Annotated in this window: 26 protein-coding genes; 12 read left to right on the top strand and 14 right to left on the bottom strand. The window is 70.6% G+C overall.

What is annotated here, in order from left to right:
- Positions 1–109 precede the first annotated feature (109 nt).
- Positions 110–1,297, bottom strand: a complete 1,188-nt coding sequence (locus OG507_RS23675; RefSeq protein ID WP_327369198.1) for a flavin-containing monooxygenase — start codon at positions 1,295–1,297, stop codon at positions 110–112.
- Positions 1,298–1,466: 169 nt separating this feature from the next.
- Between OG507_RS23675 and OG507_RS23680 the strand changes: the two genes are divergently transcribed.
- Positions 1,467–1,919, top strand: coding sequence for a DoxX family protein (locus tag OG507_RS23680; protein ID WP_327369199.1), 453 nt, complete (start codon positions 1,467–1,469; stop codon positions 1,917–1,919).
- On the top strand, positions 1,916–2,341 hold the full coding sequence (locus tag OG507_RS23685; RefSeq protein ID WP_327369200.1) for a Zn-ribbon domain-containing OB-fold protein: 426 nt from the start codon (positions 1,916–1,918) through the stop codon (positions 2,339–2,341). The genes OG507_RS23680 and OG507_RS23685 overlap by 4 nt, the downstream gene beginning before the upstream one ends.
- A gap of 24 nt (positions 2,342–2,365) precedes the next feature.
- Here the strand turns inward: OG507_RS23685 and pspAB are convergent, their stop codons facing one another.
- From pspAB to OG507_RS23700, 3 genes are all read right to left on the bottom strand, one after another.
- The gene (gene pspAB, locus OG507_RS23690; protein WP_327369201.1) at positions 2,366–2,950 is read right to left on the bottom strand and encodes a PspA-associated protein PspAB; all 585 of its coding nucleotides are present in this window, start codon (positions 2,948–2,950) and stop codon (positions 2,366–2,368) included.
- Positions 2,951–3,025: 75 nt separating this feature from the next.
- A complete protein-coding gene (gene htpX, locus OG507_RS23695) occupies positions 3,026–3,937 on the bottom strand; it encodes a zinc metalloprotease HtpX (RefSeq protein WP_327369202.1) in 912 nt (303 codons plus the stop codon).
- A 76-nt stretch (positions 3,938–4,013) separates the two neighbouring features.
- Positions 4,014–4,694: a pyridoxine/pyridoxamine 5'-phosphate oxidase gene (locus OG507_RS23700; protein WP_327369203.1), complete on the bottom strand. Its 681-nt coding sequence runs from the start codon at positions 4,692–4,694 to the stop codon at positions 4,014–4,016.
- Between the two features lie 74 nt (positions 4,695–4,768).
- On the opposite strand from OG507_RS23700, the gene OG507_RS23705 reads away from it, so the two are divergent.
- Positions 4,769–5,047, top strand: coding sequence for a type II toxin-antitoxin system Phd/YefM family antitoxin (locus OG507_RS23705; RefSeq protein WP_327369204.1), 279 nt, complete (start codon positions 4,769–4,771; stop codon positions 5,045–5,047).
- Complete coding sequence (locus tag OG507_RS23710; RefSeq protein WP_327369205.1) at positions 5,040–5,444, top strand: type II toxin-antitoxin system VapC family toxin; 405 nt, start codon at positions 5,040–5,042, stop codon at positions 5,442–5,444. Before OG507_RS23705 ends, OG507_RS23710 begins: the two co-directional genes overlap by 8 nt.
- A gap of 238 nt (positions 5,445–5,682) precedes the next feature.
- Here OG507_RS23710 and OG507_RS23715 read toward each other — a convergent pair whose 3' ends face one another.
- The gene (locus OG507_RS23715) at positions 5,683–6,039 is read right to left on the bottom strand and encodes a DUF805 domain-containing protein (protein WP_327369206.1); all 357 of its coding nucleotides are present in this window, start codon (positions 6,037–6,039) and stop codon (positions 5,683–5,685) included.
- Positions 6,040–6,177: 138 nt separating this feature from the next.
- On the bottom strand, positions 6,178–7,347 hold the full coding sequence (locus OG507_RS23720; protein ID WP_327369207.1) for a thiolase C-terminal domain-containing protein: 1,170 nt from the start codon (positions 7,345–7,347) through the stop codon (positions 6,178–6,180).
- A gap of 211 nt (positions 7,348–7,558) precedes the next feature.
- On the opposite strand from OG507_RS23720, the gene OG507_RS23725 reads away from it, so the two are divergent.
- Entirely contained in the window at positions 7,559–8,827 is a 1,269-nt protein-coding gene (locus tag OG507_RS23725; RefSeq protein WP_327369208.1) for an acyl-CoA dehydrogenase family protein, read from the top strand.
- Entirely contained in the window at positions 8,827–9,354 is a 528-nt protein-coding gene (locus OG507_RS23730; RefSeq protein WP_327369209.1) for a nitroreductase family deazaflavin-dependent oxidoreductase, read from the top strand. Before OG507_RS23725 ends, OG507_RS23730 begins: the two co-directional genes overlap by 1 nt.
- A 180-nt stretch (positions 9,355–9,534) precedes the next feature.
- Here the strand turns inward: OG507_RS23730 and OG507_RS23735 are convergent, their stop codons facing one another.
- Positions 9,535–10,182 carry a TetR family transcriptional regulator gene (locus OG507_RS23735; RefSeq protein WP_327369210.1) on the bottom strand — a complete coding sequence of 216 codons (648 nt, stop codon included), beginning with the start codon at positions 10,180–10,182 and terminating at the stop codon, positions 9,535–9,537.
- A 370-nt stretch (positions 10,183–10,552) separates the two neighbouring features.
- On the opposite strand from OG507_RS23735, the gene OG507_RS23740 reads away from it, so the two are divergent.
- Both OG507_RS23740 and OG507_RS23745 read left to right on the top strand, forming a co-directional pair.
- On the top strand, positions 10,553–11,443 hold the full coding sequence (locus OG507_RS23740) for a VOC family protein (protein ID WP_327369211.1): 891 nt from the start codon (positions 10,553–10,555) through the stop codon (positions 11,441–11,443).
- Between the two features lie 162 nt (positions 11,444–11,605).
- Positions 11,606–13,996 carry a serine/threonine-protein kinase gene (locus OG507_RS23745; protein ID WP_327369212.1) on the top strand — a complete coding sequence of 797 codons (2,391 nt, stop codon included), beginning with the start codon at positions 11,606–11,608 and terminating at the stop codon, positions 13,994–13,996.
- Between the two features lie 5 nt (positions 13,997–14,001).
- Here the strand turns inward: OG507_RS23745 and OG507_RS23750 are convergent, their stop codons facing one another.
- Complete coding sequence (locus tag OG507_RS23750) at positions 14,002–14,670, bottom strand: hypothetical protein (RefSeq protein WP_327372065.1); 669 nt, start codon at positions 14,668–14,670, stop codon at positions 14,002–14,004.
- 159 nt (positions 14,671–14,829) lie between these two features.
- On the opposite strand from OG507_RS23750, the gene OG507_RS23755 reads away from it, so the two are divergent.
- On the top strand, positions 14,830–15,378 hold the full coding sequence (locus tag OG507_RS23755) for a hypothetical protein (RefSeq protein ID WP_327369213.1): 549 nt from the start codon (positions 14,830–14,832) through the stop codon (positions 15,376–15,378).
- Between the two features lie 46 nt (positions 15,379–15,424).
- Here the strand turns inward: OG507_RS23755 and OG507_RS23760 are convergent, their stop codons facing one another.
- The 3 genes from OG507_RS23760 to OG507_RS23770 are packed head-to-tail and all read right to left on the bottom strand — an operon-like array spanning position 15,425 to position 17,794.
- On the bottom strand, positions 15,425–16,198 hold the full coding sequence (locus tag OG507_RS23760) for an enoyl-CoA hydratase/isomerase family protein (protein ID WP_327369214.1): 774 nt from the start codon (positions 16,196–16,198) through the stop codon (positions 15,425–15,427).
- Between the two features lie 4 nt (positions 16,199–16,202).
- Positions 16,203–16,643: a Zn-ribbon domain-containing OB-fold protein gene (locus OG507_RS23765; protein WP_327369215.1), complete on the bottom strand. Its 441-nt coding sequence runs from the start codon at positions 16,641–16,643 to the stop codon at positions 16,203–16,205.
- Between the two features lie 2 nt (positions 16,644–16,645).
- Complete coding sequence (locus OG507_RS23770; protein ID WP_327369216.1) at positions 16,646–17,794, bottom strand: lipid-transfer protein; 1,149 nt, start codon at positions 17,792–17,794, stop codon at positions 16,646–16,648.
- A 97-nt stretch (positions 17,795–17,891) separates the two neighbouring features.
- Between OG507_RS23770 and OG507_RS23775 the strand changes: the two genes are divergently transcribed.
- Positions 17,892–19,448: a FadD3 family acyl-CoA ligase gene (locus OG507_RS23775; RefSeq protein ID WP_327369217.1), complete on the top strand. Its 1,557-nt coding sequence runs from the start codon at positions 17,892–17,894 to the stop codon at positions 19,446–19,448.
- Positions 19,449–19,583: 135 nt separating this feature from the next.
- On the opposite strand, the gene OG507_RS23780 is transcribed toward OG507_RS23775, so the two are convergent.
- The gene (locus OG507_RS23780) at positions 19,584–19,856 is read right to left on the bottom strand and encodes a hypothetical protein (RefSeq protein WP_327369218.1); all 273 of its coding nucleotides are present in this window, start codon (positions 19,854–19,856) and stop codon (positions 19,584–19,586) included.
- Positions 19,857–20,142: 286 nt separating this feature from the next.
- Between OG507_RS23780 and OG507_RS23785 the strand changes: the two genes are divergently transcribed.
- Both OG507_RS23785 and OG507_RS23790 read left to right on the top strand, forming a co-directional pair.
- Complete coding sequence (locus OG507_RS23785) at positions 20,143–20,418, top strand: hypothetical protein (RefSeq protein WP_327369219.1); 276 nt, start codon at positions 20,143–20,145, stop codon at positions 20,416–20,418.
- A complete protein-coding gene (locus OG507_RS23790; protein WP_327369220.1) occupies positions 20,418–20,813 on the top strand; it encodes a PIN domain-containing protein in 396 nt (131 codons plus the stop codon). The genes OG507_RS23785 and OG507_RS23790 overlap by 1 nt, the downstream gene beginning before the upstream one ends.
- Positions 20,814–20,872: 59 nt before the next feature.
- On the opposite strand, the gene OG507_RS23795 is transcribed toward OG507_RS23790, so the two are convergent.
- Both OG507_RS23795 and OG507_RS23800 read right to left on the bottom strand, forming a co-directional pair.
- Entirely contained in the window at positions 20,873–21,040 is a 168-nt protein-coding gene (locus OG507_RS23795; protein ID WP_327369221.1) for a hypothetical protein, read from the bottom strand.
- A 200-nt stretch (positions 21,041–21,240) separates the two neighbouring features.
- Positions 21,241–21,417 (bottom strand): hypothetical protein, encoded by a 177-nt coding sequence (locus OG507_RS23800; protein WP_327369222.1) that lies wholly within the window; start codon positions 21,415–21,417, stop codon positions 21,241–21,243.
- Positions 21,418–21,441 lie beyond the last annotated feature (24 nt).

The raw sequence follows: 21,441 nt of genomic DNA on the forward strand, positions 1-21,441 counted from the left end.
GCGAACCCCTTGGGACGGCGAGTAGTCGGCCGCGCTTCTCATCTCAAGCACTCGGCAACCAACAAGACCCGCACAAGGCGCCAAGGGTTGTAGGCCGTCTTCACACAAATCAGCCGGTGTGTGCCAGTCTCTTGGCGATCTTCCTTGCGTCCAGGGCCATTTCGCGGAACATGCCGCTGATCGGGTTGGTGAAGCCGGTGAAGTAGAGCCCGGGTGCCTGCTTGGGCGTACGGCCGCCGTGCACCACCGGGCGGCCCCGGGCGTCCAGTACGCCGAGGTGGCCGACCAGCCCCTCCAGGGCCCGTCGGTAGCCGGTCGCAGCGATCACCGCGTCCGGGGTGATCCGGTCCCCGTCGGCCAGCACCACCGCGCCCTCGTCGAAGGACTCGACGGCCGCCACCGGGACCACCCGGCCGGACTTCACCGCGTCGATCAGCCCCACGTCCTGCACCGGGATGGCGCCGTCCTTGACCCGTGAGTACAGGCCGGTTTCCGGACGCGGGAGGCCCTGCGCGGAGAGGTCGGGGACGGCGATCCTGGCCATCAGGTGCCCGGCCCGGTCGACCAGCCGGACCGGCAGCCTGCGTACCAGGATGCCGGTCGCCTGCGCGGGCCAGCCCGCCGTCGAGCGGCGCACGATGTGGGGCGCGGTGCGCACGGCGATCCGTACCCGGGACGCCCCGCCCTCCACCAGGTCGGCGGCGATCTCCGCGCCCGTGTTGCCGATGCCGACGACGAGGACGTCCCTGCCGGCGTACGGGGCGGGGTTGCGGTAGTCGCAGGCGTGCACCAGGTCGCCGGTGAAGGTGTCGCGGCCGGACCAGTCGGGGATGCGCGGGGTGTGGTTGTGGCCGGTGGCCACGACGACGGCCCGGCCGGTCAGCACCCGGCCGCCGGTCGCGGTCAGCTGCCAGCCGGTTCCGTCGGGCGCCCGGTCGATCCGGGACACCTCCACGCCTGTCACGACTTCGAGTTCGTGGTGCTCGGCGTACTTCTCCAGGTAGCGCACCACATCGTCCCTGCCCACCCAGCGTCCGAACCGGCGCGGCATCGCGAGCCCGGGCAGCGCGGACCAGCGCCGGGTCGTGTGGAGGTGCAGCCGGTCGTAGTGGCGGCGCCAGGAGGCCCCCACGTTCCCGGACTTCTCCAGCACGACCGCCCGTACTCCCTGCTCGCGCAGGGCCGCCGCGGCGGCGAGACCTCCCGGGCCGCCGCCGATGACGTACACGGGCCGGTCCTCCGTGCGGTCGATGGGGGCTGGGGTGGAGCTACCGGCGGTAGGTGTGCTGTCGGACATGGTTCGGAGCGTAATCGCGCCCTCACTCGATGGGTCTCGGCCGAGACCGGAATCGGTTGCGAATTGATCACGGGTGTGTGGCTCGTGCACGGGTCCTGCGCACCCCTTGCGCAAGCCGTCACCATCAGGTGCACTGACGTACCGTCAGATATGGTGAACGGGAGGCCTCATGCAGACGATCTGGCTCGGCGGCGCCGAGTGGCTCGCCGTCCTCCGGATAGGCCTCGGCCTGTGGTGGCTGGAGAGTTGGCGGCACAAGGACAAGAAGGGCTGGTTCGAGCGCGGTACGGGCATCGCCTGGGCCGCGGACGTGGCGGGCAAGCACCGGTGGACGGCCGTACGCACCGGATTCCAGCGGATCGTCGCCCCGCGCCCCAAGGCCATGGCCTACCTCGTCGTGTACGCCGAACTCGCCCTGGGCCTCGGCCTGATCGCCGGATTCCTCACCCCCGTCGCCCTCGTCGCCGGACTCCTCCTCAACCTCCTCTACCTCGTGCTGATGATCCACGACTGGGCCGAGCAGGGGCAGAACGCGATGATGGCGCTCATCTCGCTCGTGGCGCTGTTCGCGATGTCCTGGCAGGCCTGGTCCCTCGACGGCGCGATCGGACTCTTCCCGTGACCGCGGACGCCGTACGCTTCGACCTCCCCGAGCCCGACGCCTTCACCCGCCCCTACTGGGACGCCGCCGCCCGGGGGCAGTTGCTGCTGCGCCGCTGCCGCGCCTGCGGGCGCGCCCACCACTACCCCCGCGAGTTCTGCCCGCACTGCTGGAGCGAGGACGTCGCCTGGGAACGGGCGAGCGGGCACGCCACGCTCTACACCTGGTCCGTCGTCCACCGCAACGACCTGCCGCCGTTCGGCGCCCGCGTCCCGTACACCGCCGCCGTCGTCGATCTGGCCGAGGGGCCGCGGATGATGACGGAGATCGTGGACTGCGAGGAGCCGGACCTGGCGATCGGCATGGCGCTGCGGGTGGCCTTCCGGCGGGAGGAGGGCGAGGAGGGCAAGGAGACGGTTCCGGTCTTCCGGCCTCTGTGCTGACCGTGTCGGCCGCCCGGCCTCCGGTCACAACCCCGGCGCCCCCCACACCGGGAACCACCGTGCCAGGTCCTTCTCCACGCGGAGATCGTCCCCGAGTACTGCCCGGACCTGCAGCTCCAGCTCGTTGTCGCGCTTCTCGGCGCCGCCCGGCACCGGAGCGAACGGATAGAACGTGCCGCGCTTGTAGAGGTAGACCAGCGCCAGCGGGCGGTCCCGTGCGTTCCTGAAGCCGATCAGGGAGCAGAGCAGTTGCGGGCCGAAGCCGCCGTCCTGGAGCAGGGTGTTGACCGCGTGCAGGTCGTTGACCAGGGCGGCCGTGTCCTCGGTCGGCCGGTGGGTGAGCAGCCAGGTGTAGCCGTACGTGTCCTGGCTGAACTCCACCGGGATGCCGCCCCGGTCGCTGTCGGCGTCGAGCAGTTCGCGTACGTCTTCCTGGATACGGGCGAAGGTGCCGCCCTCGACGCCCGCGAAGCAGACGGAGCCGAGGCCGGTGGGCGCGAACCCGGCGCCCGCCTGGAGGGTGAGGGCTGCGGAGGGCACGGCGAAGAGCTGGTCGAGGTCGGGGCGGACCGGCTTGCTGCGGCCCAGGATGGTGTCGAGAAGACCCACTGCGGACTCCCTGATTCCTTACGACGGGTTCCTGCGGGATATCTACCGGTTCCCTGCGGGAGATCTACGGGTTCCTTACGGGCGGGCGAGGTCGGCGGAGATACGGGCCAGCTGGTCCAGGCGCTGTTCGAGGGTCGGGTGGGAGGAGAGCAGCCGGCTCAGGCTCTCCTTGGAGGAGAACGCGGGGACGAAGTAGAAGGCGTTGTACGGCTCCGCCTTGCGCAGATCCTCGGTCGGGATGCGGGCCATCTGGCCGCTCACCTTCGTGAGGGCGGAGGCGAGCGCCGAGGGGCGGCCGGTGAGCAGGGCGGCGGTGCGGTCGGCGGAGAGCTCGCGGTAGCGCGAGAGCAGCCGGGTGAGCAGGAAGCTCAGGGCGTACACGATCGCGCTGACCAGCGGGATCAGCATGATCGCGATGCCGACCGGGTCATTGCTCCGGCTGTTGCGGGAGAGCCCGCCCCACAGGGCGACGCGGGTGATGATGCCCGCGAGCACGCCGAGGAACGAGGCGATCGTCATGACGGCGACGTCCCGGTGCGCGACATGCGACATCTCGTGCGCGAGCACGCCCTCCAGCTCCTCCGGTTCCAGTCTGCGCAGCAGACCGGTCGTGGCGCAGACGAGGGCGGTCTTCTCACTCCGGCCGGTGGCGAAGGCGTTCGGCACATCGCTCTGGGCGATCGCCACCCGGGGCTTGGGCATGTCGGCCAGGGCGCAGATCCGGTCGACGGTGCCGTGCAGTTCGGGTGCCTGCTCGGGGGTGACTTCCCGGGCGCCCATGCTGAATGCGGCGATGCGGTCGCTGAACCAGAACTGGGCGATGAACAGTCCGCCGGTGAAGATCAGAATGATCGGCCAGGCGCCGCGCAGCACGGCGAGCAGCACGCCGACCAGGACCACGTACAGCAGACCGATCAGGAACATGGTGGTCACCATGCGCGTGGTCAGCCCGCGGTCGGCGGCGTAACGGGAACGGGTTCGGCTCATCGGTGCCTCCAGTCCTCACCTGCCTCCCATAGTGCTCCTTTGCGGTTGAATCCGAATAAACCCGAAGGGCAGGCCTCTACGGCCAGAGCAGTTTGCTCGTCCAGCCCGCTCCGTCCCGGCGGCGGTAGCGCAGCCGTACGTGTCGGCGCCTCGCGTCGCCCTGGAAGAACTCGACCTCCCGCGGCTCGACCACGTACCGCGTCCAGCTCGCGACCTCCGCGTCCGGATCCGCCTGTGCCCGCTTCCAGGCGGCGTCCGAAGCGCGGTTCAGTTCCTCGTACGAGCCGAGCACCTCGCTCTGCCGTCCCACCAGCGCCGATGCCAGCGCCCCGGTCGAGCGGACGTGCAGATCGGCCCGGCTCTCGGCGGGGGTGCAGAGGGTGACCGGACCTCGTACCCGCACCTGCCGTCCCTGCGCCGGCCAGTAGAAGCCGAGCGCGGCGTGCGGGTGGGCGGCGAGCTGGCGGCCCTTCGCGCTGGTGGCGTGCGTGGCGAAGTGCCAGCCGCGCTCGTCCGCGTCGTGCAGCATCAGCGTCCGCAGGTCCGGGTTCCCCTCGGCGTCGACGGTGGCCAGCGTCATGGTGTGCGGCTCGGCCTGCCCGGCGGCCACCGCCTCGGCGAACCAGGTGTGGAAGAGGGGGAGCGGGGTGCGCGGCGCGGCGGCCGGATCGAACGCGGGCAGATCGATGTCCCATACGCGCTGGGCGTGAAGGAGGTTCCTGAAGGTGCGCTGGGCAGAGGTCGGTGCATCCGTCATGCGGCCATTGGATACCAGACACCTCCTGGGGGAAGGCTGTAGCACAGTGAGACACGTCGAGCTACGCTGGTTGCATGAGGACCATCACGCAGCGGGAATTCCGTAATAAATCCGCTGAAGTCATGGACGCGGTGGAGGCGGGCGAGATCTTCCACATCACCCGCAACGGCATAGAGGTCGCAGAACTGCGGCCGCTCACCCGGAAGCGGCAGCTGAGCGCGGAGGAGTTGGTCGCCCGTCACCGGCGGCTGCCACGCGTGGATCACACGCTGATGCGTCAAGAGGCGGACGAGTTCTTCGGTACGCAGGACCGTCTCGGGGACGACGACCCCTGGGAGCGCAACCGTGACTGAGCGCTACCGCACGGGGGTGCTCGACACGTGCACCTATGTCGACCTCGATGTGCTGAGCCCCGGTGATCTGCCGGTGATCCCCGCACTCACGGCTGTGACGTTGGCCGAACTCCAGCAGGGCGTCGCCTTGGCCAGGGATCCGGCGGTGCGGGCTGCACGGATGGAGAAGCTGGGAGCCGCTGTCGCCGACTTCGAACCCCTGCCCTTCGACGGGGACGCCGCCGCCAGGTACGGGACACTCGTGGCCCTGGTCATGGCCGCCGGGCGCGATCCGCGCCCACGGCGACTGGATCTGATGATCGCGTCCGTCGCATCGGTCGGAGGGCTGCCGCTCTATACGCGCAACGCCGACGACTTCAAGGGGCTGGAGGGGGCGCTCACCGTCGTAGGGGTCTGAGCTGCGGCAACTCCTGGTGAGCCGCGTCCGGATCAGGAGCCGCATCGGTCATGTGGCGTCCTCATGCGGCGTCCTCATGCGCTCCGGACAGCCCACAGGGCGTCGGCCGGCAGTGGGTTGCCGGGCGACGCCCTGTGTGGTGTGCGCTCAGAGCGGTTGAGCGCACGGTCATGCGGTCATGCGGTCATACGGTCGGTCGTGCGGTCGGACGGGCCGGATGGCGTGCCGACAGCGGGACCTAGTGGGCCGGGGCGTACTTCGGGTCCGGGCCGTACGAGTTGTCGCCCTGGTTGCCCTCAAGGCACATGAAGACGAGCAGCGTGATCGGGCCCACCAGCGGGATGGCGCCGAACAGCACCCACCAGCCGGAGCGGCCGGTGTCGTGCAGGCGGCGAATGACGACTCCGAGGCCGGGCAGCACGACGGCGAGGGCGTAGATCGCGGTGATGATCGGCAGCGTGCCGATCACCACGTCGAGCACCACCGCGACGATGAGGGCGATGAAGTTGAAGAGCAAGTACATCCAGTACTCCTTGCGACGCGCACGGCCGCTGAACACCGCGTACTTCTTCAGAACATCGAGATACCAGTGCACTTTGTCCCCCCAAGGGCGATGGTGGCTTGTTCCCGCTGGAGCAAGCCTGGACGGCAGAACCTAGATGGTTGAGGTGCGCGGGTCAAAAAGTTATGAAGAGAGCGCTCTCAGCCAGTGTCTGCTCGGATTCGGGCTTTCTCAGCCCCGCCCCAGCACGACCGTGCCCGAGGAACAGAACCAGCCGCCCGTCCCCGAGGCCACGGCCAACTCGGGAAGGCTGCCGTCCACCCTTCTGACCTGCCGTTTCCCCGCCTCGCCGCGGAGTTGACGGACGGATTCCACCAGCAGGAACAGCCCGCGCATCCCAGGATGGCAGGCCGAAAGTCCACCCCCGTCGGTGTTCACAGGAAGTTTGCCGGACCGACCGATCCGGCCCTTCTCGACGAACGCGCCGCCCTCGCCCTTCGCGCAGAACCCCAGATCCTCCAGCGTCACCAAGGTCATGTAGGTGAACGCGTCATAGATCTCGGCGAGTTCGATGTCCGCGGGCCGCACCCCGGCCCGTTCGAACGCCAGGCGGCCCGAGATCGCCGCCGGGGAGACCGTGAAGTCGTCCCACTCGGACATCGCGGAGTGCGAGACGTGCTCGCCCGTGCCGAGGATCCACACCGGGTCCTTCGCCGTGTCCGCTACGTACTCCTCGGCGGCCAGCAGCACCGCGCAGCCCCCGTCGCTGCGGATGCAGCAGTGCAGTTTGGTGAACGGGTCCGCGATCACCGGCCCCGACAGCACCTCGTCCACGGTGATCGGGTCACGGAACATCGCGTCCGGGTTGTCCGCCGCGTTCGCCCGTGCCTGGACGGCCACCTCGGCGAGCTGCTCCAGGGTCGTCCCGTACTCGTGCATGTGGCGGCGGGCTGCCATCGCGTACTTGGCGACGAGCGAGTGCCCGTACGGCACCTCGAACTGGAGCGGACCGCGCGCCCCGAAGGAGAGGTTGGAGGTCCGGCGGCCCGCTTTGATGTCCGCGCGAGCCGTCGATCCGTACACCAGCAGTACGGCGTTGGCGTGACCCGCCGCGATGGCGTCCGCCGCGTGGGCGGCCATCACCTCCCAGGTCGAGCCGCCGACCGCGGTGGAGTCCACCCAGGCGGGTTTCAGGCCCAGATACTCGGCGACCTCGACCGGGGCGAGCGTGCCGAACCCGGCGGAGGCGAAACCGTCGACCACGGACCGGTCCAGGCCCGAATCGGCCAGCGCCCGGCGGGCTGCCTGGGCGTGCAGGGCGTACGGCGTGGCCTCGTCGACGCGCCCGCAGTCGGCGAGGGATATGCCGACGACAGCGACCTTGCGGTGGGAAGAGGGCATAAATCTGACGGTACATCAGATAGGTGGGGCTTGGACCGTTCGGCGGTACGGGAGCTTTCCGGCGCCCCGCCCTCGTCCGGTGCGGGACTCGGTGTGTCCGCTCTGTGCGCCCGCTTCGCGCGCCCGCCTCTGTGCATCTGCCGTAATCGCCCCTAGCATGACGATCCGTCAGATCGGAGGCCGGAGGTCTCCGAGGAGAAGGAGCCCGACGATGGATGCCGCCTTCACCGCGGAACAGGACGAGATCCGCCGCACCCTGCGCGAACTGCTCGCCAAACGCAGCGGACCCGATGACGTCAGGAGCGCCGTACGGACCGCGAACGGGTACGACCACGCGCTGTGGCGCCGGCTCTCCCAGGACCTCGGACTGCCCGGACTCGCCCTCCCGGAGGAGTATGGAGGCGTCGGCTGCGGTCTCGCCGAACTCGCCGTCGCCTGCGAGGAGACCGGCCGCGCCCTGCTGCCGTCGCCCCTGATCGCCACCGCCGCACTCGCCGCGCCCCTGATCGCCGCACTCGGCACCGAGGCCCAGCGCGCCGCCCTGCTGCCACGCATCGCCGCCGGGGAGCTGACCGCGACCCTGGCCGTCCCCGGCGGCTCGCTCGCCACCGCGCTGGGCCTCACCGGCGACGCTGCCGGCGAGGCCATCGGTGACTCCACCGGCGGCACCTGGGCGGGTGGCGGCCGGGCCGGCGGCGTACAGGCGAGGCCGGTCGGCGGCGCGGAGGGCTGGCGGCTGTACGGGGAGGCCGCGCAGGTCCTGGACGGGCACAGCGCGGGACTCCTCCTGGTCGCCGCCCACACCGGCGGCTTCCCGCGCAGCCGTACGCTCCTCTTCCTGGTCCTTCCGGACACAGCGGCCGGAATCGTCCGCACCCGCCGGACCTCGCTGGACGAGACCCGCCCGTCGGCCCGCATCGAACTCCGCGACACCGAGGCCGAACTCCTCGGGGCGGACGACACCGTGGACGTCACCGCCGCACTTGCCGCCACCGGGTGCGGGGCCGCCGCCCTGCTCGCCGCGGAGGCGGTGGGGGCGGCGGCGAGCGCACTGGAACGGACGGTCTCCTACGTCAAGGCGCGCGAACAGTTCGGCCGGGCGATCGGCTCCTTCCAGGCCGTGAAACACCGCCTCGCGGACCTGTACGTACGGGTGCAGGCGGCCCGCTCCGCCGCGTACTACGCGGCCTGGGACCCGGCCACCGCCGGGGGACTCGCCCTCGCCCAGGCCCTGGAGGCGCTGCGGATCACCACCGCCGAGGCCGTCCAGCTGCACGGCGGGATCGGCTTCACCTGGGAACACGAGGCGCATCTCTACTTCAAACGGGCCGCCGTCGACGAACTGCTCTTCGGCCCCGTCCACCGGCTCCGCGACCATGCGGCGCAGCGGGCCGGGCTGTTCGCACCGCCGGACGGCGCACCTGCGTCCGGGGTCGCGGCATTCGTCGCCCCGGGATCGGCCGAGCAGGTGGCGGTCTGATGGCGCCCGGCGTCCGGCTGGTCCAGAAGGTCTCCTCGACCCGTGCGTTCGTGAGGGTCGCCCCGCATGTCATCCCCGCCATGGACCGTACGGTGCACCGGCTCACGCGCGGCAAGGTGCTGCTCAGCGCCCGGATGCTGCCGGGGCTGATCCTGACGGTGCCGGGGGCCAGGAGCGGGCGGCTCAGGACCACTCCGCTGGCCTGCATGCCGGAGAACGAGACGGACGGAACGGAGGGAACGGAGGGGGGCGGGGCGGGGCAGAGCTGGATTCTCGTCGGCAGCAACTTCGGCCGTACGGGGCACCCTGCCTGGACCGCGAATCTGCTGGCCGGTCCCGGAAAGGCCGTCGTCAACTGGCGGGGCCAGGACATTCCGGTGCGTGCCACGCTGCTGGAGGGCGCGGAACGGGATGCGGTGTGGCAGACGGCGCTGAAGTTCTGGCCGCCCTATGCGGCGTACCAGGCGCGGATCGAGAGGGAGATACGGCTCTTCAGGCTGGAACGGCGGGAGGAGCCCGCGGCCTGAGAAAAGTGCCGGTGTGAAGGGCCGTTGGAGCGATGGGCGGGGCGGCCGGTGGACCGTCTGGTGGAACGGTCCGGATACACCGACGGCGGACCACCTGCGTGGTCCGCCGTCGGCGAGACAGGACCTGGGGCGCCCGGAATGGCCGCGCGATGCCCAGTGGGGAAGCGACCCGGTGCGGCGCTACTTCGTCGGCTTCTTGCCGGTGATGCCCAGATGCACCAACAGTGCGAGATTCGGCTTCAGTTCGGCCTGCTTGACGCCCCAGGTCGTGAAGCCCTTCTGGTGCGAGGCGACCGCGGCCAGCATCGCGACCAGCGAGCCCGCCATCGCGGCGGCGCTGACGTCCTTGTCGACCTTCCCCTTGGATTGGAGCTCCTTCACCGAATCCGTAAGGGAGTTGGTGACAGAGTTCAGGATCTTCATGCGGATCTTGTAGAAGCGCTTGTCGCCCTCGGCCGCTCCGAGGTCGACCACGCGCAGGATCGCGTCATGATGTCGCCAGAAGTCGAGGAAGCCCTCGACGAGTTCTTCGGCTGTCTGCCAGCCGGCCTTGCCGACCCAGGAGCGGCCTGCGACCAGTTCTGTCAACCCGGCGCCCTCCTTGGCCATTTCTTCGGCGATTTCGAGGACGGCGCCCTCGACGTCGGGGAAGTATTGGTAGAAGGTCGCGGGTGAAGTCCCCGCCTTCCGGGCCACGTCGATGACTTTGACGTCCCGGTACGGCGAGGAACTGAGCATCTCGCTGAGGCAGTCGAGCAGCTTCTGCCGCGTCGCCTGTCCGCGTCGACCGGCCACGCGGCCGTCGACGGTGCGTACTTGTCCTGTCATGCCGTCAGCTTACCGAGGGGTGATCGGAGCGCGATTCGGCCGACTGCAAATGGGGAGCGCCGCAGGCGCGGTGGGGGGAGTGGCCGGATATCGACGGATGCGCCCCACGGGGCGATAAGTGTTATCAACAGCCTGTGGATAACTTCAGTGGATAACTTTCCGTGATGCCGTGAGCAATGAACTCCTCTATCGAAAATGAGTTCGATGCGGACGGGTCGGGGCGCGGGGCGCGCCACCCGCGGTTACGTTTGCTGTGACGAGCGTCACCGCCGTGAACCGTGAACGGCCGCGAACGACACGGACAACTGCGAGCAAACCGCGAACGAGCGCGAGCGGGCGCGGAGGATCGCGAGGGAAGGGACCCGGGCCCATGGCCGCATTCGCGCATTCCGCGCCGTGCTGGGTGGATGTGCAGCTTCCCGACCTCGAAGCGGGCAAGCGCTTCTACGGCGAGCTGTTCGGCTGGACCTTCCGGGCCGGCGACGGTCCGTACGCGGACGCCCTCAGCGACGGGGAGCTCGTCGCCGCGCTCGCCGCGAAGCAGGACGGCCGGATGCCCACCGCCTGGGGCGTCTATTTCGCCACGGACGACATCGTCGCGTCCGTCGCCCGCATCCGGGAGGCGGGCGGTCAGGTGATCACCGATCCCGTACGGGTCGGCCGGGCCGGAGCACTCGCCCAGGCGGCCGATCCCGGGGGAGCGGTTTTCGGCCTCTGGCAGGCCGGTGACCGCGAAGGCTTCCAGAAGCAGAACGAGCCGGGCTCCTTCTGCTGGACCGAGGTCTACACCCGCCAGAAGGACCGCGTCGACGCCTTCTACGAGAAGGTCTTCGGCTTCCAGGGCACGGATCTCGACGAGCCCGGCGCGGACGAGTCCGTTGCGGACGAGCCCGTTGCGGGCGGCCCCCGCGAGGCCGACGACCGCGAGGCCGGGCCCCGTACCGCCGAGTCCGGGGCCGCCGAGTCCGGGGCCGCATTCCGTATGTGGTCCCCGGCCGGTACCGAACCAGGGCCGGATACCGCGGTCGGTGGGCGGAGTGTCATCACCGATGCGTTTCCGGCCGAGATGCCCAGTTACTTCCTCAGCTACTTCGCCGTCGAGGACTGCAATGCCACCGCCGGACACGCCGTACGCCTCGGCGGCCGCATCTCCGCGCCGCCTTTCGACATCCCGTACGGGAGAATGGCGGTGCTCCAGGACGACCAGGGTGCCGTGTTCGCCGTACTTCAGCCCCCTGTGTCCGAGAAGGGGGCAGAGTGAGCCGGGACACCCCGGTCCGCCCCCGGGTTCGCAACCACGGCCCCAGCCAGGAACAATCGGGGTGCGCACCGCCGGGTGGTGCCCAGTGGTGAGACGCCGTGCAAGGGGCGGGTTTTCGCGGGCTTCTGTTCCTGAGGTCCGTACGGGGAGGTGGCAGGGCAAGTGGTGGAGCAGCTGACGCAGCACGACCCGAGGCGGATCGGCCCGTTCGAGGTGCTGGGACGGCTCGGGGCCGGTGGCATGGGGCTGGTCTATCTCGCCCGCTCGGCTTCGGGCCGGCGGGTGGCGATCAAGACGGTACGTACGGAACTCGCCGAGGACCAGCTGTTCCGGGTCCGCTTCACACGCGAGGTGGAGGCCGCCCGCGCCGTGAGCGGCTTCTACACGGCCGCGGTGGTGGACGCCGACCCGCGGGCCGCCGTGCCGTGGCTGGCCACCGCCTATGTGCCGGCCCCGTCGCTCGAAGAGATAGTGAGTGAGTGCGGGCCCATGCCGGCGCAGGCGGTGCGCTGGCTGGCCGCCGGTATCGCCGAGGCGCTCCAGTCGATCCATGGCGCGGGGCTCGTCCATCGCGACATGAAGCCGTCGAACGTGCTCGTCGTCGAGGACGGCCCCCGGGTGATCGACTTCGGGATCGCGTCCGGGGTCTCCAACACCCGGCTGACCATGACGAACGTCGCCGTCGGCACTCCCGCGTACATGTCGCCCGAGCAGGCGCGGGACTCGCGCAGCGTCACGGGCGCAAGCGATGTCTTCTCGCTCGGCTCGACGCTCGTCTTCGCCGCCACCGGCCATGCGCCCTTCCACGGCGCCAACCCCGTCGAGACGGTCTTCATGCTGCTGCGTGAGGGCCCCGATCTGGAGGGCCTGCCCGACGAGCTGCGGCCGCTGATCGAGTCCTGCATGCAGATGGACGCCGGGCTGCGGCCCACCCCCGCCGATCTGCAGGCCCAGCTCGCCCCGCACCTCTTCGCCTCCGGCAGCGACGACAGCGGTACGGCCTCGGCATGGCTGCCGACCTCCGCCACCGCGATGATCGAGCAGCGCCGCGGCGGAGGCCGCAGGACCTCGGCCCCCGCGCCCGCTCCGGCCCCGGTGCCGCCCCCACCCCAGCAGCCGCCCGGCGCCGACCGGGACACCGCCTGGCGCAGCGGCGCCGACCTGCGCTCCCCGGCCGCCGCTGCGGACCGGCTGCCCGACGGGGCCGGTCCGGTGCGGCTGGCCGGTGCGAAGGTGCCGATCGGTCCCGGCCCGCGCGCCCAGGACGTACGGGCAGCCGCCACGGCCGTCGCGGACGCCGGTCCCGCGACGGCCTGGGTGCGTCCGCCCGCCGGGGTGAACGGCACGATCCCCGCCGCCCCGCCCGCCCCCCTGCCCGCGCCCGCGCACGCCCCCGAGACCGCGCCCCCGGGCCCGGACCGCTGGCGGCCCTGGCGGTTCCGGATGTCCAACGATGTCTGGGGGACGCCCGTCGTCGCCGGTGATCTCCTCTACGTCACGTCCTTCGAGGTGCACGCGCTGGACGTCGGCAACGGGCGGCGCCAGTTCAAGACCCGGGACGTGGCCTGGGTGATGGCCGTCGAGGGCGGTCGTATCCACGCCTCCGACGGTCCCTCGCTGTACGCCCTGGACGCGGCGACCGGCGCCGAGCGGTGGCGGCTGCAGACCGATGCCTGGGTGTACTCCCTCAAGGCCGACCGCGGCACCGTCGTCACCGGCACCCGGGGCGGCGGCGTCCAGGCGTGGGAGGCCTCCACGGGCGAGAAGCTGTGGGAGTCCGGCGGCGTACAGACCGACTTCGAGACGGCGGAGGCCGGGCCCGCGATCCATGACGGCACGGTCTACCTCTGGCAGGACGCCCGGCTGCGTGCCGTCGACGCCCGAACCGGCATCGAACGCTGGTCGTACCCCATCGGCGACGCGGCATCCTGCGGCGGCGTACCGGTCCGGGTGACCGCGGCGCCGGACGGCTTCGTGTACGTCAGCGCGGGGGCCCGGGTCCTGGCCGTCGACACCGCGTCCGGTCGTGTCCGCTGGCACTTCGAGTCGCCCGCGGTCTTCCTCTCGCCGCCCGCGTTCGCACCCGGGCCCGCCGTCGCCGGCGGCGGGGTGTACCTCGCCGACTATCTCGGCACGGTGTACGCACTCGACGCCTCGACCGGCAAGGACCGCTGGCGCATCGCCACGGAGGCCAGGCAGTCGATCGAACCGGTTCTGGTGGCTGCGGGGAACGTCCATGTCGGCAGCGGCAGCGCGCTGTACACGCTCGACGCGGTCACCGGCACCCCGAAGTGGCGGTTCGCGGCGGGCGGTGAGGTGGTGGGGGCCCCGGTGGTCGCCGACGGCCGCGTCCACTTCGGCTCGGCCGACCATGTGCTGTACACCCTGGACGCGGCGGGCGGCCAGCTCCGCTGGAAGCTGGCGACGGGCGGCGAGATCACGGGTTCGCCGGTGGCGCGGGCCGGTGTCGTGTACGCGTGCAGCAAGGACCGCTGCGTATACGCGCTGGACGCCCTGAAGGGGACGGGTACGGGCAACCGCCCCCGGGCGTAGGACCCTCAGGGTCGCGGGGGCCGGCCCTCCTGAGGGCCCTCGTCCGGCACGACGGGGTGCGGCGCCGTGTCCTGGTCCTGCCGGTCGGGGCGGTGGCCGCCTCCCGGAGACGGCCCCGTATACAGATCCGGCTCGGGCTCCGGCAACGTACTCGTCTGCACGGACGGCCCCGGCTCCTGTGTGGGCGGCCATGTGTCCGGATGCTCCGAACCGGGCGCCTCGTACGGCTGATCGTGGCCCCCGCGGGCAGGATGCCGCCCACCCTGCCGCCCCGACATCACCAGCGCACCCAACAGCAGCAGCGCCCCGCCGCCCGCCGCATACGCCACGCCCTCCTGAAGCCCCGAACCGTCGCCCGCGACGGTCAGAGCGCCCATCGCCTGTCCCTGGCGCACCATCCACAGCACGGTGAACCCGAGCACCACCACACCCGCGGCCGCCACCAGCAGCCGTGACCGCAGCACCACACCGACCACCGTCAGCAGGGCGGCGAAGAGGAAGGCGAGGAAGACCGAGCCCATCGGCCCCGACCGGCTGCCGATGATTCCGGTGAACAGCTCGTCGATTTGGTACTGACGCCCCAGACGGCCGTCGTACCAGTCACGGAAGGGGCTCAGCACGGCGGCCGCCGCTCCTGCGAGAGCGAGGACCGACCCGAGGACGTTACGGATCATCATCGGCCTCCTGCCTCGACGCTACGCCCGGCCCCTGACCCCCGCCACCTTGCGCTACGGTGTCGCGCGGTCGTTCGGCAACGAAGGCGACTACGAAGGCGACACGGACAGCGACACGAACGACAACACACGGACAACAACACAAGGGGGGCTGCATCGATGATGCGGCAGCACATAAAACTCTCCGCGGTACTGGTCGTGGTGGTGCTCGCGCTCACCGGTTTCTCGACGTCCAGCCACGGTGGCCGAAGCGGCAAGAGCAAGAGCAAGGGATCGAGCAGCAGCAGTGGCGGTGGCTGCTCCAACTCCAAGAAGAGCAACGGCAGCTACCACCACAGCGACTACGACGACACCGACTACGACTCGTCGAGCGGCTCGTCCGGCAGCACCGACTACGGGACGCCGCCCCCGAGCGTCACCGCCTCCGACGCGCCCCAGGCGTACGTCTTGCGCTGCGCCCAGCCCCGCAAGGGCAAGCGCAAGGCCGTCACTTCCTCCACTGTCCGGCTCACGGCGAACGCCGTCGGCTCGCACACGTACGAAGTCGACGTCACCTTCCTCGACGCGTTGGGCAACACCGTCGACACCGGTGAGGCGAGCGTGGAGGCCGAGGGCGGCGAGACCAGGACCGTCTCCGTGCGGATGGACAGCCCGAGCAAGGTCTCCCGGGTGAAGAAGTGCCGGGTGGAGGCCGAGCTGAGCTACTGACCTCAGCCGCTCACCTCAGCCACTACACACCGCACTTCACCTCACCTCACCGCATCCGGAACCCATTGCCGCCCCGCCCCTGGAACAACTCGGCCTGCCGCTCCGGTGGCAGGTTCCCGAGCGCGATCAGGTGCGGGGCGTGGGCCATGGCCTGTGCCCTGGCCGCCTCCTTCGCGGACCACACCGCCCGTACCGTCCCCTGCACCGCCTGTGTCGGGTACGAGGCGATCACGCCCGCCGCCCGCAGCGCCGCCTCCACCGCGCCGCCGGGCGCCGTCACCTCGCTGACCAGCCCGGTCTCGTACGCGCGACGGGCCGTGACCCGTTCCGCCGTGCCCATCAGGGACATCCGGGCCACCTCCCCGAACGGCATCCGCTGCGCCATGGAGATCGCCTCGTACGCACTGACCATGCCGTACGTGGTGTGCGGGTCGAAGAACGTCGCCTCCTCGCTCGCGATGACGAACTCCGCCTCGCCCAGCAGATAGAACGCCCCGCCGCAGGCCATCCCCTCCACGGCCGCGATCACCGGCTTCCACAGGTCGTTCGCCTTCGGCCCGATCGCGATCAGCGGATCGTCGATCGTGTACGGGGACGAGGGCTGCGGCACCTCCACGCCCCGGTCGATCCCCGTACAGAAGGCCCGGCCGCCCGCGCCGGTGACGACGACGGCCCGCACCCCGTCGTCGAAGCGGAACGCCCGCCAGGCGGCGGCCAGTTCGGCGGCCGTCGCCAGGTCGATCGCATTGAGCTTCCCGGGCCGGTCGAGGGTGACGAGCGCGACCCCGGTCCCCTTGTCCGTCTCCGTCCGCAGAGCCATCGGGTCACCGCTCCAGCTGCCAGCGGACCAGGGTCAGTTCCGGGCTCACCGGCGCGAAGACGGCCTTCACCGGCGCCCCGATCCGCAGCCTCGCCGGATCGACCGAGTTCAACGGCGCATCCGGTCCGCTGACCACATTGCCGACCAGCCGGATGTGCGGGGCATCGGCCAGTTCGACGACGACTGCGTTGTACGGGGCCTGCGCGGCGTACGCGGGCAGCAGCGGCGGATGCGGCACGACGTACGACCAGATGCGCCCGCGCCCGCTCATCGCCCGCCACTCGCTCTCGAACGACCGGCAGTGCGGGCAGCAGGGCCGGGGCGGGAAGCGGAGGCTGCCGCAGCCGGGGGCGGCGCAGGCCTGGACGCGGAGTTCACCCCGGGCGGCGTACTCCCAGAACGGCGCGCCGTCCTCGTCGACAACGGGCAGAAGCAGCGAGTCCATGGTCAGCTCCTCAGCAGTACGGCGGAGGTCGGCACGCCCTCACCTGCGGTGACCAGGCACGTCCCGGCGCCCGGGACCTGGGCGGTGGAGAGACCGCGCAGCTGCTTCACGCCCTCGGTGATGAGGTTGAAGCCATGCACATAGGCCTCGCTGAGCCCGCCGCCCCCGGTGTTGACGGGCAGCCGCCCGCCGCTCTCCAGCGCCCCGCCCTCGGTGAACGCGGCGCCCTCGCCGCGCCCGCAGAAGCCGTAGCCCTCCAGGGAAAGCGGAATGAGCGGGGTGAACGCGTCGTAGATCTGCGCGACGTCCACGTCGTCCGGCCCGAAGTCGGCCTGTTTCCACAGCTGTCGGGCGGCCGTCCAGGCGGGTCCGGTGAGCGGGTCGTCGTTCCAGTAGTTGACCATGCCATGGTGCTGGGCGGGCAGCCCCTGGGCGACGGAATGGATGTAGACGGGCTTCTGCCGGCAGTCGCGGGCCCGCTCGGCGGAGACGATGACGCAGGCCAACGCCCCGTCGGTCTCAAGGCAGTTGTCGAAGAGGCAGAGCGGTTCGCTGATCCATCGCGAGGTCATATACATGTCGCGGGTCAGTGGCCGCTCGTACATCACCGCGTCCGGGTTCTGGTTGGCGCGGTTGCGGCAGGCGAGGGCGACGTTGAAGAGATGGTCGCGGGTGGCTCCGTACTCGTGCATGTACCGCCGTGCGAGCATCCCGATCTCGTCGGCGGGCCGCAGCAGCCCGTACGGCCGGGTCCACTGGGCGGGGGTGGGCAGCTGCGCGGTGGTGTTCCGCCAGGGCCGGGGCCCCGAGCCCCGCTTCCGTGACCGCCAGGCGACCCCGACGCTCGCCTGCCCGGTCGCGACGGCGGCGGCGAGATGCGCGACCGTCGCACACGATCCGCCGCCGCCGTACCCCACCTTGCTGAAGAAGGTGACATCGCCCGCCCCGATGGCCTTGGCGATCTCGACCTCGTCGGTCTCCTCCATCGTGTACGAGGCGAAGGCATCCACTTGCGAAGCGGCGATGCCCGCGTCGTCGAGCGCCGCGACGATGGCCCGGCAGGCCAAGGCCTTCTCGGATTCGGGCAGTTGCTTCGCGAACGCCGTCTGCCCTATGCCGGCTATCGCTGTCACGTCCTTGAGCGCCGCCACCCGCCACCTCCGCGATCGTCATGACTGCTGACAGCCGCAGAGGCTACAGCTAATCTGACGGATAGTCAGCTACTGCGGTTCGGTGGGAGGGCATGCGATGCGCGGCGACGAGGAGTGGGGCAGCATCCCGGAGCTGGTACGGGCGGCGGCGCGGCGGTACGGGGACCGGGAGGCGGTCGTCGAGGGCCGGACCCGGATCTCGTACGCCGAACTGGGCGACCGCGTCGAACGGGCCGCCGCCGCCTGCATGGCCGCGGGCGTCGAGCCGGGGGACCGGGTGGCGGTCTGGGCCCCGAACACCCTCGACTGGATCGTCTCCGCGCTGGGCGCGGTCACGGCCGGGGCGGTCCTCGTCCCCCTCAACACCCGCTTCAAGGGCACGGAGGCGGCGTACATCCTGCAACGCAGCCGGGCGAAGCTGCTCTTCGTCACCGGCACCTTCCTCGGTACGTCATACGTGGCGTCCCTGCGCAGGACGGTGGTACGACTACCGCATCTGGAGCAGGTGGTGGTGCTGGCGGACGCGGCCCCCGAGTCCTACGTCACCTGGAAGGACTTCCTGGCGGCGGGCGAGCGGATATCGCCCGCGGCGGTGCGGGAGCGGGCCGAGGCGATCACCCCGGCCGCCCCCTCCGACATCGTCTACACCTCAGGCACCACGGGCCGCCCCAAGGGCGCCGTCATCACCCACGCCCAGACCCTGCGCTGCTACGCGATCTGGAGCGAACTGGCCGGTCTGCGCGAGGGTGACCGCTATCTGATCGTGAACCCCTTCTTCCACACCTTCGGCTACAAGGCGGGCATCATCGCGTGCCTGATGCGGGGCGCGACGATGGTTCCGCAGCCGGTGTTCAACGTGGACACGGTCCTGGCGAACATCGCCGCCGAACGCATCTCGGTCCTGCCGGGCCCGCCCACCCTCCACCAGTCCCTCCTGGACCACCCGGCGCGCGGCGCCCACGACCTCTCGGCCCTGCGCCTGGTGGTGACGGGCGCGGCGGTGGTACCCCTGCAGCTGGTGGAACGCCTGCGCACGGAGCTGGGCATCGCGACGGTCCTCACGGCCTACGGCCTCTCCGAGGCGAGCGGCATCGTCACGATGTGCCGCCGCGGCGACCGGCCCGAAGTGATCTCCTCCACCTCGGGCCGGGCGATCCCCGACACGGAGATCCGCGTCCTGGCGGCCCCCGGCACCCCCGGAGAGGTCCTGGTCCGCGGCTTCAACGTGATGCAGGGCTACTTCGAGGACCCCGACACCACGACCACCGCCATCACCGCGGACGGCTGGCTCCACACGGGAGACGTAGGCATCCTCGACGAGGCGGGCAATCTGCGCATCACGGACCGGATCAAGGACATGTTCATCGTCGGCGGCTTCAACGCCTACCCCGCGGAGATCGAACAGCTCCTGGGCCTGCACCCGGACGTGGCGGACGTGGCGGTGATCGGCGTCCCGGACCCCCGACTGGGCGAGGTGGGCAAGGCCTACGCGGTCCGCAGACCGGGCGCGACGGTGACGGCCGACGACCTGATCGCCTGGTCGAGGCGCGAGATGGCGAACTACAAGGTCCCGAGAACGGTGGAGTTCGTGAACGAACTGCCGCGCAATGCGAGCGGCAAGGTGGTGAAGGGGGAGCTGCGGGGGCGGGAGTAGAGGGAAGGGCTCAGAGCGACGGGAGGGCGGAGACGGCCCGGATGATTTCGTCGGCGCGATGCTCGACTTCGGCAACGAAGACCGGTGGGGGCGCCGGTGGCGTAGGCCTCGCTGGGGCCGTATTCCCAGCGCCAGTCACTCATGACCGAGCGATTCCCTGGCGGAGGCGTAGAGGCCATGGGCCACGTCCATGGCTTTGCGCCATGAGGGGGCGTCCTTGTCGAGGGGCCGAATCGTGTACTCGGCCGAGTGGAGGCGTGCGGCGAGCGAGGGGAAGCGCGCGATTTCCACGGTGACGGCCCAGCTCTCCAGGAACTGGAGGATCGGCCCCAGGCTGCCGGTCCGCGCAGCCAGCGCGATCACTTCGTCCTTCTGCCGCTCCAGCTCGCCCAGCTGATGTGGCGCCACCTGGGCGATGGCTACCCGCAGGGCGGCAGGAGCACGTTGTGGGCGAGGGGTGAGCGACTCAGGGGGGATTGTGCTGTGCGGTCACTGCTCGTACGGGACAGCGCCTGGCGTCCCGGTCCAGCGCTCGCTCGGTGCGGGACGAGGAGGGCGGCCAGGGCCTACTGCTGATCGGTGCCTGTGCTGTGGACTGGGGTGTGTGCCGGCGTGGGGCGGGCCCCGGTAAGGCGGTCTGGTTCCAGCTGGGAGGCGCGGGCGGATGTTGACCGCGGCGGGTATGGTGATTGGTATGGCAACTAAGAAGTACACGGTCACGCTGCCGGAGGAGCTCGCGGAGGAGATCCGCAGCGAGGTGGGCTCGGGGGCGTTCAGCGCGTACGTCACCCGCGCCATAGAGCGTCAGCGTGAGCACGACCGGCTGGGGGAGCTGGTGGCGTGGATGCAGGAGAAGGGCGGACCGCCCACCGAGGAGGAGCAGGCGGCTGCGGCGTCGGAGATGCGCGACATCGAGCGGTGGTTCGAGGAGCGGGAGTCCGGTGCGCAGGGCGGGGCGACTACTGCGTGATGACCGATCTCTGTTTCGTGCTGGACAGCGAGGCTCTGTCGAGGGCGGTGCGTCGTGAGCGGGCCATGACGGCCATGATCACGAAGGCCCATCAGGCAGGCGCCCGGGCCGTGACCAGCTCTATGACCCTCATCGAGGCGTATCACAGCAAGATCCGGCGTTCGGAGTGGAACTGGGTGACGTCCCGGATCGTCGTCGAACCGGTGACCAAGGAGGTCGCGGACGAGGCGATCGCGCTGCTCGCGGATACCGGCCTGCATGGTCACAAATATGCCATCGACGCGGCACTTGCGGTGATCGCGGGGCGGCAGCGGGGGCGGGTCGCGGTGTTCACCTCGGACGCGGATGACATGCGGAAGTTGTGCGGGGCAGGGGTGCAGATCAGGGGGCTGTAGGGGGATATGCGAGAGGGCCCGAGCCGGCGGCTCGGGCCCTCTTCCGCAGCGGGTGTGGCTCAGGTGGCGTGGATGTCCTGCGGGGTCACCACGGTGGCGTGAACGTCATCTGTGGTGACGGGGGTGTCGCCAGTGGCGTGAATGTCGGCGAGAGCCGGGGTGGCCGAGCCGAGGCCGAGGGCCACGGCGAACGCGGCTGTGACGAGTGTCTTCTTCGTGCGGTTCACTCCAACTCCTGTGATGGGAGTGACCTTTCGGACGTCAAGTGACCGTAGTGACAAGGGGGCAATGCCGGTACCCCTCTGGCGGGAAGCAGCCGAAGGCCGACGCGATTACGCTGACTGTACGTATGCAGACATGCAGCGGCCGCGGCGGCTCCCCTCCGCGCCGCCGCGGCCGCTCCCCCCGTACCCCGTCGAATTCAGCTCTAGTTGGCCGGCTCGCTCGTGGCGTGGGCGTCGGTCGGCTTGATGACCGGCTCGGACGTCGCGTGGGCGTCCAACGGCTTGATCGGCTCGCTGGTGGCGTGCGCGTCCAGGGTGGTGATCTCCTCGCCGGTGGCGTGTGCATCTGCCGGCTTGAGGTTGTCCTTGTCGGTGGCCATGAAGGTCAACTCCTGAAGTGTGGA

Origin of the sequence: Streptomyces sp. NBC_01217 (assembly GCF_035994185.1) — a bacterium.
In the GTDB taxonomy this organism is placed as follows: domain Bacteria; phylum Actinomycetota; class Actinomycetes; order Streptomycetales; family Streptomycetaceae; genus Streptomyces.